8 protein-coding genes are annotated in these 10,268 nt (G+C 50.5%); 7 read left to right on the top strand and 1 reads right to left on the bottom strand.

The features are described 5' to 3' along the window. The first annotated feature begins 1 nt into the window (after position 1). From PsAD26_RS17215 to PsAD26_RS17185, 7 genes are all read left to right on the top strand, one after another. Positions 2 to 559, top strand: coding sequence for a hypothetical protein (locus PsAD26_RS17215; RefSeq protein WP_063311443.1), 558 nt, complete (start codon positions 2 to 4; stop codon positions 557 to 559). Position 560: 1 nt separating this feature from the next. Continuing rightward, positions 561 to 1,871, top strand: coding sequence for a hypothetical protein (locus PsAD26_RS17210; protein WP_063311442.1), 1,311 nt, complete (start codon positions 561 to 563; stop codon positions 1,869 to 1,871). 597 nt (positions 1,872 to 2,468) lie between these two features. Then, on the top strand, positions 2,469 to 2,729 hold the full coding sequence (locus PsAD26_RS17205) for a DUF4212 domain-containing protein (protein WP_057462081.1): 261 nt from the start codon (positions 2,469 to 2,471) through the stop codon (positions 2,727 to 2,729). Between the two features lie 14 nt (positions 2,730 to 2,743). Continuing rightward, on the top strand, positions 2,744 to 4,531 hold the full coding sequence (locus tag PsAD26_RS17200) for a sodium:solute symporter family protein (RefSeq protein ID WP_063296079.1): 1,788 nt from the start codon (positions 2,744 to 2,746) through the stop codon (positions 4,529 to 4,531). Between the two features lie 105 nt (positions 4,532 to 4,636). Next, positions 4,637 to 6,466, top strand: a complete 1,830-nt coding sequence (locus PsAD26_RS17195; protein WP_063311441.1) for a DUF294 nucleotidyltransferase-like domain-containing protein — start codon at positions 4,637 to 4,639, stop codon at positions 6,464 to 6,466. 115 nt (positions 6,467 to 6,581) lie between these two features. Continuing rightward, entirely contained in the window at positions 6,582 to 7,103 is a 522-nt protein-coding gene (locus PsAD26_RS17190; protein WP_063311440.1) for a hypothetical protein, read from the top strand. Next, positions 7,103 to 8,515: an exonuclease domain-containing protein gene (locus PsAD26_RS17185; RefSeq protein WP_063311439.1), complete on the top strand. Its 1,413-nt coding sequence runs from the start codon at positions 7,103 to 7,105 to the stop codon at positions 8,513 to 8,515. Before PsAD26_RS17190 ends, PsAD26_RS17185 begins: the two co-directional genes overlap by 1 nt. A gap of 914 nt (positions 8,516 to 9,429) precedes the next feature. Here PsAD26_RS17185 and PsAD26_RS17180 read toward each other — a convergent pair. Next, positions 9,430 to 10,268, bottom strand: an 839-nt coding sequence (locus PsAD26_RS17180) for an IS3 family transposase (protein WP_063311438.1), incomplete at its 5' end; no start/stop codon positions are given.

Below are 10,268 nucleotides of genomic sequence, written 5' to 3'. Positions count from 1 at the left end.
CGTGGTGAGAATATTTTATGCATTGCTTATGTCTTTGCTTGTTGCTGGTCAGGCTCATGCCTACTCTTATGCTGCAGCTGGCAAGGAACCTCTGATTGATGCGCGGGAGGCCATCTTTAAAGCCGTAAACGCTGGAGACTTTGAAGCTGCGAAGTTAGCTGCCAACGAGATCTCAGAGGAACTTGCCTATCTAACGACAGATTATGACAGCGGGCTCTCTGAAGCCTTTGAAAAGGCATTAGCCTCTCAAGATACGGCGACAATCGCAGCTGCTATCAAACGAGTTTTTATTGCGGAGATTACCCGTCGTTTGCAAACAGGTTCTGATAATTTGAACGACTATCAGACCGCTAAGGTTCTTGTCGTTAAATCAAAACGCTTCTGCGATGCCATAGCCGGGGAGCTGCCGGGCGAGCAACGTCAAGCTGCAGATGAAAGCTTCCGCAAAGCGCTTGAAGCCATCGGAAATCCGGGGGTTTTTGGAGTTGGTAAACGAGAAGCAGATTCCGCTGCTTATAGCGCAGCTGTTGAGGATGTTCTGAAGGCGTTGGCAAATTAGGATGTTGCGACTTGGTTGGGGCGCCTCTCTCTTTTGCTATGCGGTTTTATCCATTTGGTTGCTCCGCCACCCCCCAAGCATCCCCAGTGATGATGCATACTTCTTTGTTAATGGCACACTCCGCTTCAGTGTGCTTGAATTTAGGCCCCACTTTCCGGGGTACCCGGGATTTATTTTACTGAGCAAACTACTTGTTTTGATGGGTTTGAGCGCTAAGCAAGCGGTCTTTTATCTAAGTTTGTTTTCGGCACTATCCTTACCACCGCTTGCAGCTTGGACGGCAAAAGCGTGGGGTGCATCTTATACAAGTACGCTGCTCGCCTTCTTCGCAGTTTTGACACAGCCGTTCCTTCCACTCGTTGGTCTGAGCATGATGAGCGATGCAACTGGCATCGCATTCTTTCTTATAGCCCTAGCTTTTATGGGTAGAGGCAAACACACCAGAGCAGGGTGCTTTGCGGGTTTTGCTCTGGCTTGCAGGCCATCGTTTATTGCTCCAGTTGCTCTGGCTTTGCTCTTTGAGTGGTATTTAAAAAAAGACGCCCGCCTAAAACTCCTTATCGCAAGTAGCGGAACACTACTCGTGTTCTTCGGAGGCGTATTCCTTCTGGAAGGCAAGGCCTATTTAATTGAAGCCCTACGGTTCACCGAAGGCCATTTCTCCGTCTGGGGTAACACATCCTTTGAACAAACTTTTGAAAGAGATAGCTGGCTGGATGCCCTTGCAAAAGAACCCGTCGCATTTGCAAGCTTGATCTTACTCACCCTAATGACTGCCCTTGTTGTCCCAACCCGCCCCAAACTCACACCATTGCTCATAGCAGCAACAACAGCCGTACTCTGGACACTCCTTGCCCAGAACCCAGAAAACCTCCGCCATGTGCTTCTGCCAGCAATTTTACTAGTGATTTGGTTGGTAAGTTTGAACCTGAGGCCCATGCCCCTTTTCCTACTAACTATTTCAATCCTACAGCTTGGTTTATGGTCACAATTGTTATCTCAAACGCCTACAATAGCACCACTTGCGCAAGCTACACATTATCTCAGCACACAATCTTTTAGTTTGTTGGTAACAAACCGCGGTGTCTACTATTTACGAGAGCAGCTATCTCAATATCGTATTCTGGATGCGTATTATGCTGACAATGTGGAGGCTCAGGTATCTGCTTTAGGTGAATATCAGCTCTGGAAATTGTCTGCTTCAGCTTCAGAAAATAGGTGGTGTGGGAATCGAAACATGTTCGAAGGACGAGTTTTCGGCGAAAGAAAATTGTATATTTTGGGGCTTTGCTCAAGGAGAGGGAGCGATTGACGGTCATGTAGGACACTCAATGGTCATCGGATGATGTCATGGTTCCATAATTTCATAGTTATTTGTAGCCCAGCAGAGTAATTAAATACATTCCTTAGATACAAATTTGCCCTACAAAGGCCGTCAGCCTGCAAGTAGTTTCAAAGTCTTTGGTTGTAATACATAAGTATTCTCTACGTAAGTAGGCGTGTACAAGTTGGGTGGGGGGGCACAAACTGGGCGTTGAAGGTGGCTGTGTGGGAGTAGTAATAGGATCTTGTGATAGCTCAGTTCTGGCTTTGGGGAGCTGACGCAACGCTCTCTTGATGAAGTGGGGCGGGATTAAGAGAGCAAGTGGCTAGCTGTGTAAGCCTGCGAGCTCGAAACTCCAAGCAAATGGAAAGCTTAGTTCTTCGAAAGTGGTGATGTTTTTGATGGGATTCTACGTCACCTGAGCGGCTTTCCTTGATGGAGTTTGTTAGACCAAACAAGATCCACAGATACTCTCCAAGCCAGCTGACCAGTGGGAGGTACTGGTCATCAACAGCAAATCCAGTTTGAGATTTGGGGGCATATGCCGTCCGGTTGAATTTCATCCGGCCCAAACGGGAGGAGAGCATGTCAGATAACTCATCCAACAACGCGTATTGGGCTGCCAATATGCGTATCATCAAAATAAGCCTCGTTATATGGGCTCTGGTCTCGTTCGGGTTTGGCATTTTGCTGCGCCCGCTGCTGAGCGGAATTCGTGTCGGCGGCACTGATCTGGGGTTTTGGTTCGCACAACAGGGTTCCATTCTGGTCTTCCTGGCGATCATCTTTTTCTACGCCTGGCGTATGAACCGTCTCGACCGTGAACACGGCGTTGAAGAAGAATAGGGGCTTTTCAGATCATGGATCAGTTTACTATCAACTTGCTATTTGTGGGCAGCTCCTTTGCGCTCTACATCGGCATCGCGATCTGGGCCCGTGCGGGTTCCACATCTGAATTTTACGCTGCAGGTCGCGGCGTCCATCCAGTCACCAACGGTATGGCAACTGCAGCTGACTGGATGTCTGCGGCATCTTTTATTTCCATGGCCGGCCTTATTGCGTTTACCGGCTATGACAACTCATCCTTCCTGATGGGCTGGACCGGTGGCTATGTGCTGCTGGCACTGCTTCTTGCTCCGTATCTGCGCAAGTTCGGCAAGTTCACCGTCTCTGAGTTTATCGGTGATCGCTTCTACAGTCAGACCGCTCGTATTGTTGCTGTGGTTTGCTTGATTGTTGCGTCAACCACCTACGTGATCGGTCAGATGACCGGTGTTGGCGTCGCGTTTGGCCGCTTTCTGGAAGTTGACAACACAACAGGCCTGTTGATCGGTGCCTGTGTTGTGTTTGCTTACGCTGTATTTGGCGGCATGAAAGGCGTCACCTATACGCAGGTCGCTCAGTATGTCGTGCTGATTACCGCTTACACCATTCCAGCAGTTTTCATCTCGCTGCAACTGACAGGAAATCCAATTCCAGGTCTTGGTCTGTTCGGCAATGATGTTGCAAGTGGTGAACCGCTTCTGACCAAACTGGATCAGGTGGTGACTGAGCTTGGCTTCAATTCATATACCTCAAACAATGCTGACACCTTCAATATGGTGCTGTTCACGCTGTCTCTGATGATCGGTACCGCGGGTCTGCCTCACGTGATCATGCGCTTCTTCACCGTGCCTAAAGTGGCTGATGCACGCTGGTCCGCAGGTTGGGCGCTGGTGTTTATTGCATTGCTTTACATCACCGCTCCTGCAGTTGGCGCGATGGCACGTCTCAACATCACAGATATGATGTGGCCAAACGGCGGCATTAATGGTGGTGCTGTTGAAGTTGCACAGATTAAGAACGACCCAAAATATGACTGGATGCACACCTGGGAAAAGACAGGACTTCTGGCTTGGGAAGACAAGAACGGCGACGGTAAAATCCAGTACTACAACGACAAGAGTGAAAAAATGCAAACTCTTGCCGGCGAAAAAGGCTGGGTTGGAAATGAGCTGACAAAATTCAACCGTGACATCCTCGTGCTGGCGAACCCGGAAATTGCAAACCTGCCAGGTTGGGTGATTGGTCTTGTCGCTGCAGGCGGCTTGGCAGCGGCCCTTTCAACAGCGGCAGGGCTCTTGCTCGCAATCTCCTCAGCGGTTAGCCATGACTTGATCAAGGGGGCAATTAAGCCATCAATCTCAGAAAAGAGTGAGTTGATGTCTGCCCGAGTGGCCATGGCGGTTGCGATTGTCGTGGCAACCTATCTGGGGCTTAATCCTCCGGGCTTTGCGGCACAAACGGTGGCACTGGCGTTCGGTCTTGCAGCGGCATCCATCTTCCCTGCGCTGATGATGGGTATCTTCTCAACCCGCATCAATAACACTGGTGCTGTTGCGGGTATGTTGTCTGGTCTGGTTGTGACCCTTGTTTACATCTTCCTGCACAAGGGCTGGTTCTTCATTCCAGGCACAGCCAGCTTCTCAGATGCTGATCCGCTGCTTGGTACGATCAAGTCCACATCGTTTGGTGCGATTGGTGCGGCTGTGAACTTCGCTGTTGCTTACTTTGTTGCAGGCATGACGAAGGAAACACCTCAGGTGATCAAGGACCTCGTGGAAAGCGTACGTATCCCCCGTGGAGCCGGTGCAGCTCAGGACCATTGATAACTCATGCGGGTTGCTGAACCTCAGTACCCCGCTGTCTTTCGATCCTGTCCTGCCCGGCCTATGCTGGGCAGGACTTTATTTCTTCCAGCTGAAGGCGGAGCCATGCCTCTTACATCAGAGCAAGTCCTGCAGTTTCTGAAATCCGTGCATCCCTATGATGTTCTTCCAGAAACAGATCAAGAGGCGTTGTCCAACCAGATAACAGTGTGGGAGCGTGTCCACGGTGCTGGTATTTATGAGCTTGGAGATCAACTGCCGGGGCTGTTTCTCATCTACGAGGGCGGCGTTGAAATCCGGGATAAGAATGATGCCGTCATAAGCCGTCTTGGCATTCGCAATTCGTTTGGGGAGCGTGGTCTGTTTCTGGACGGACGCGCGGTTACATCCGCAAAAGCCGGTGAGCCAACTGTCCTTTTGGTGCTCCCGCCTGCGTTATTGACAGAATTGATTGCAGCGCATCAACCCGTCGCCCGTTTCTTTGACCGGACTCAGAAGCCGCGGACCCGCGAAAATGATCTGGCGGCCATTCCAATTGAATCGTTTATGGCGCCCAACCCGATTACCTGTCGTCCTGACGACACAGTGCAACATGCTGCCCAGCAGATGAGGGATGCCCGCGTTTCTTCGCTTTGTGTAACAGATGCAAAAGGTGGGCTGATCGGGATCATTACGGTGCGGGACCTCTCCTTTAAGGTTTTGGCGCCTGCTTTATCAGTTGAGACACCGGTTGAAGCTGTCATGACGGCTAATCCCATTGTGCTTGCACCATCAGCCATCGGGTCGGATCTTTTACATTTGATGATGGAACGGCGCATTGGTCATGTCCCAATCGTGGAGGGTGAGCGCCTCGTCGGCATGGTGACGCAAACGGATTTGACACGGTTTCAGGCCATCAGTTCTGCTGAGTTGGTCAGCGAAGTTGCCAGGGCCAAAGATGCCTATGACATAGCACGGGTGACGGCACGGATACCCAACCTGCTGGTACAGCTGGTGGCTGGTGGCAGTCGGCACGAAATTGTCACACGGTTGATCTCTGATATTGCTGATGCTGCAACCCGTCGCTTGCTGAAGCTGGCGGAAGAAAAGTTTGGCCCTCCGCCCGTCCCGTATCTATGGCTTGCCTGCGGCTCGCAAGGGCGGCGCGAGCAAACCGGGGTCAGCGATCAGGACAATTGCCTGTTTCTGGATGACGGCGTAACGGATGAGCAGCGGCTGGGTTACTTCGCTGAATTGGCAAAGTTTGTGTGTGATGGGCTCAACACCAGCGGCTACATTTATTGCCCCGGCGACATGATGGCAACGAACCCGCGCTGGAGCCAGCCGTTATCTGTCTGGAAATCCTATTTTGAAGGCTGGATCAACAAACCGGACCCTGAAGCCCAGATGCTTAGTTCTGTTATGTTCGATCTCAGACCAATCGGCGGCGAGGTCTCCCTCTTTGAAGACCTGCAAGCGCAAACGCTGGAAGCTTCAAGCCGTAACTCGATTTTCGTGGCGCATATGGTCAGCAATTCGCTGAAACATACGCCGCCGCTCAGCTTGCTGCGCGGGTTGGCAACCATACGCTCGGGTGAGCACAAAAACACGCTGGACATGAAACACAATGGCGTGGTGCCGGTGGTTGATCTGGCGCGCATTTATGCACTGCAAGGGCAGATCGGAGCCGTCAACACCCGCGCCCGTCTGGAAGAGGCTCGCGAGAGCGGCCAGCTGAGCAAATCCGGCGCCGGGGACCTTCTGGATGCTTATGACCTGATTGCCGAGATGCGGATTCAGCATCAGGCAGAGCTGGTCAAACAGGGATCACAGCCAGACAATTTCCTGCAACCTTCAAGCCTGTCAGATTTTGAACGCTCCCATGTACGGGATGCGTTTGTTGTCGTCAAAACCATGCAGTCAGCAATCGGGCATGGCCGGGGAATGTTGAGCTAGAGCGCGTTCCGTTTGATCGGATAGAATCAAACGAGGAATTCGCTCCGCTAGAGACCAATAATAATCAGAGCTGTGAGTAGATAAAAAACAACCACAGCCACCTGGGAGGAATAACATGTTTCTTGAATTGATCGGGACCTTTATTGCAGGCGTCGCCGGAGCTGGTCTTGTGATGTTGATCAATCATGTTCTTGGCGGGCGTTTGCCGCGCTGGCTCGTGCCGATCGCTGCCGGTGCAGCCATGCTGCTGGCAACAATTTCAAGCGAATACAGCTGGTATTCACGCACCAAACAAACCCTGCCTGAAGGCATGGTTGTTGCTGAAACAGTAGAAAGCAAAGCCTTTTATCGTCCATGGACCTATCTGTATCCATTCACGGAAAGATTTGTCGCCATTGACACTGCCACGATCCAGACCCACCCGGAGCAGCCGGGCATGAAGCTGGCGCAGGCATATTTCTTTGGCCGCTGGTCACCAATAAACAAACTTCCTGTACTCACCGATTGCACCACCAGCCGACGAGCAGCGCTGGCTGACGGAATCGTTTTTGAGAAGGGCGGAAGCGTCTCGGGCGCTCAGTGGGTTTCGGTGCCGGAAAATGACAGGATCACCTCAACAATATGCGGAGAGGGGTAATGTTGACAGGCCTCAGCTTGCGATTTCGGATTTTCCTCTTGTTCGCGGGTGTCGCCGCAGCAAGCTGTGCTGTCGTCGGAGCTGCGCTTTACTTCGGATACACCCGTATTACGGACACAACACCGGCCTCGGGTTTCTTGTTGGCTGGTATACTATCCACCTTCGGTCTTCTCGCGATCTCGGTCAGCATCTGGCTTCTGTTTGACGAAAATGTTGCCAAACCAGTGCAGCGTCTTTCCGCTGCCATCCGCACGACAGCTCATGCCAACGTTGATGCCTCAATTGATCTTGAAGAGGCCAAATATCTGGGAGATCTCGCCCCCGCGGCTCATGCAGTTGCCTGGCGTTTAACCAATGACAGTGCAGAAACAGATGAGTTGGTTTCTGATGCAACGGCGCAGCTGGCGAGCGAGCGCGAACAGCTCGCCTTGCTGTTAACTGAGATCCCCGTCGCCATCGTGCTCGTCAGCCATGCACACAAAATCATGCTTTATGACGGGCAAGCTGCAGACATTCTTGGGCAGGTTCATGTTCCACGTTTGAGTGCATCCATCTTTGATTACTTTATTGAGGAAGAGGTGCGTGCTGCCTATGATCAGCTGATCGAATTAAAAACAGAAATTGCTGTTGATGTGAAAGGTGCCCGTGGCAACCTCAATTTTCAATTGCGCCTTAAAAAACTCAGAGGGATGTCGGGCTACATGATCCTGATTGACGATGCGACCGTGCGCATCGCACCAGAGGCACCGCGACCTCTGATTTATGACTTTGAGGCGGCTCAGCACCATTGTGAAAAGGAAATTGAGGAGCGTTCTCTGCGTGATCTCAGCTTCGTCGTTTTCGATACAGAAACAACCGGCCTCATGCCGAATAAGGACGACATTGTCCAGATCGGGGCCGTGCGGGTTGTCAACGGACGTATCATTCCCGGTGAAACAGTTGATCAGTTGGTCAATCCGGGCAGACCCATTCCGGCTGCCTCAACCGGAGTTCACCGGATCACAGATGACATGGTGGCAGATGCTCCAGACCCGGTGACTGCAATTTCAGAGTTTCATGCTTTCGCCAAAGACTCCGTCATTGTTGCGCACAATGCGCCGTTCGACATGGCATTCCTACATCGATACGGCCACTTGTCCGGCCATGCCTGGGACCATCCGATCCTTGATACAGTCCTCTTGTCTGCTGTCGTTTTCGGCGCAGATCAGGTGCACACTCTCGACGCCCTTTGCACCCGCCTTGGCATAGAGATCCCCATAGCTTCGCGCCACACAGCCCTCGGCGACGCCCAAGCCACCGCCCAAGCCCTCTGCAAACTCCTCCCCCTCCTATCCTCCCACGGCTTCAAAACCTTCGGAGAAGTCATCGAGCAGACGAAGAAACATGGGCGGTTGTTGGAGGATATGAACTAAGATGGTAAGAAGAGTGATACTTAATTTAGCTTGGAGCAGTGTTGGTACAACCAAACTAAGAGTAGATTTGCATTTTTTCTAGGCTTCAAAGTCAACTGGTTTTGAGTTGCAGATGATGACGAATAGTCATGTGTCCTTTATTGCTCAGTATTGCACCTTAGAAAATCACTCTCGCCGAATGATGCTTGCAGAAGAGAGGAGCTTGCCCTGATAAATTTTGCAATGCTTGCTGCATGTATTCGTACCGAAATCTGCGATGGAGAAAACTCCCAATTTGACCTTTTATCGACCTACACAAAGGAAAATTAAAAATTTCTTACTATGCTGAAAACAGCCCAAAATGCCGGTTTATGAGTGGCAGATAGATCGCACTTGCGCTTGGCCTGTAAAGCTAGGAGTTTTGTTTCGTCAGAATAAGAGTTGCACCGACTTAGACGAGTTCTGCTTGAAACGATATAATAGAGTTTCCATGATGAGCCAAGGTCAAAGGAGCCTGAAAAAAGCACTGTACTAAGACAAGCAATAATCGAAGGGTTGATTTGGTTCTGTTGTTTTTCTCTTGTTCAAGATTTATTTTAAGGAAAATTGTGTTGTATCATGTGTAACCAGTTTCATTCGAGTTGGTTATTGCAGATGTATTATTACATAATCGAAATTAAGTAATTCAGGATTTCCTTATTGAACTTAGTATTATCCTGTAGTTTTGGCCTTCGTCTCTATATTTGGGTGGAAACAGATTTTGGGGATCAATTTGGATTTAAAAAAATAAAAATTGTTGCTGTACTTATGTATAGTTGAGGAGTGTCAGTGTGCTTATAACCACCTATGTAATCGATAAGTGTCCGTCGTCGAATGAAGTTAGACAGAATTAGCTTCTGAATAGCGGCGTGTTTGGCCCGGTTTGCATGTTGATGTTAAGCGGCTTGCGCGTGGTAACGCAAGCGGCGATTTTGAAGAGTTCTGCGTTTAATCATCTGTCGGTTTTGTAGTATCGCCATATCCCTCCCGAAATATGCATCTGCTGGTGTCACGTTGCTCAGGCTCTCGTGATAGCGGTGGTGATTATAGTAATCGACAAACCTTTCAATCTGGGCTTCCAGATCCCCTGGCATGTAGTAGTTCTCGAGCAGGATGCGGTTCTTCATGGTTTGATGCCAACGTTCGATCTTGCCTTGGGTTTGCGGATGATAAGGAGCACCCCTGACATGCTTCATATCTTTTTCCTCCAGCCATTCGGCCAAGTCCGACGAGACGTATGAGCTGCCATTGTCAGAAAGTAGACGTGGACGATGCTGCACCTTTGGTTGGTCACAGCCTGAGGCATCGAGCGCCAACTGAAGAGTGTCGGTGGCGTCCTTGGCTTTCATTGTGGTACACAGCTTCCAGGCAATGATATAGCGGGAGTAATCATCAAGTACGGTGGACAGATAAAACCATCCCCAGCCTATGATCTTGAAATAGGTGAAGTCGGTTTGCCATTGCTGATTTGGAGCGGTGGTTTTGTCCCTGAACTCATCAGCGGCCTTGATGACCACATAGGCCGGTGAGGTAATAAGGTCCTGCGCTTTCAGTAACCGATAGACGGAAGCCTCTGAAACAAAATAGCCTTTTGTGTCTGTGAAGCGGACTGCGAGCTCTCGTGGTGACAAATCTGGCTCGTCTAGCGCCATCTCGATAATCTGCGCTCTGATCTCATCGGGAATACGGTTCCAGACCCTGGATGGACGTGAGATACGGTCTTCAAGCGCTTCAA

It is taken from the genome of Pseudovibrio sp. Ad26 (genome assembly GCF_001623285.1).
In the GTDB taxonomy this organism is placed as follows: domain Bacteria; phylum Pseudomonadota; class Alphaproteobacteria; order Rhizobiales; family Stappiaceae; genus Pseudovibrio; species Pseudovibrio ascidiaceicola.
Note: the sequence above shows the minus strand (reverse complement) of the source record. Positions and strands in the feature narration are given on the sequence as shown.

Excerpts from the sequence above, each read along its gene's own strand:
- PsAD26_RS17210 (WP_063311442.1), top strand. The coding sequence starts at position 561 with ATGTTGCGACTTGGTTGGGGCGCCTCTCTCTTTTGCTATGCGGTTTTA.
- PsAD26_RS17205 (WP_057462081.1), top strand. The coding sequence starts at position 2,469 with ATGTCAGATAACTCATCCAACAACGCGTATTGGGCTGCCAATATGCGT.
- PsAD26_RS17200 (WP_063296079.1), top strand. The coding sequence starts at position 2,744 with ATGGATCAGTTTACTATCAACTTGCTATTTGTGGGCAGCTCCTTTGCG.
- PsAD26_RS17195 (WP_063311441.1), top strand. The coding sequence starts at position 4,637 with ATGCCTCTTACATCAGAGCAAGTCCTGCAGTTTCTGAAATCCGTGCAT.
- PsAD26_RS17190 (WP_063311440.1), top strand. The coding sequence starts at position 6,582 with ATGTTTCTTGAATTGATCGGGACCTTTATTGCAGGCGTCGCCGGAGCT.
- PsAD26_RS17185 (WP_063311439.1), top strand. The coding sequence starts at position 7,103 with ATGTTGACAGGCCTCAGCTTGCGATTTCGGATTTTCCTCTTGTTCGCG.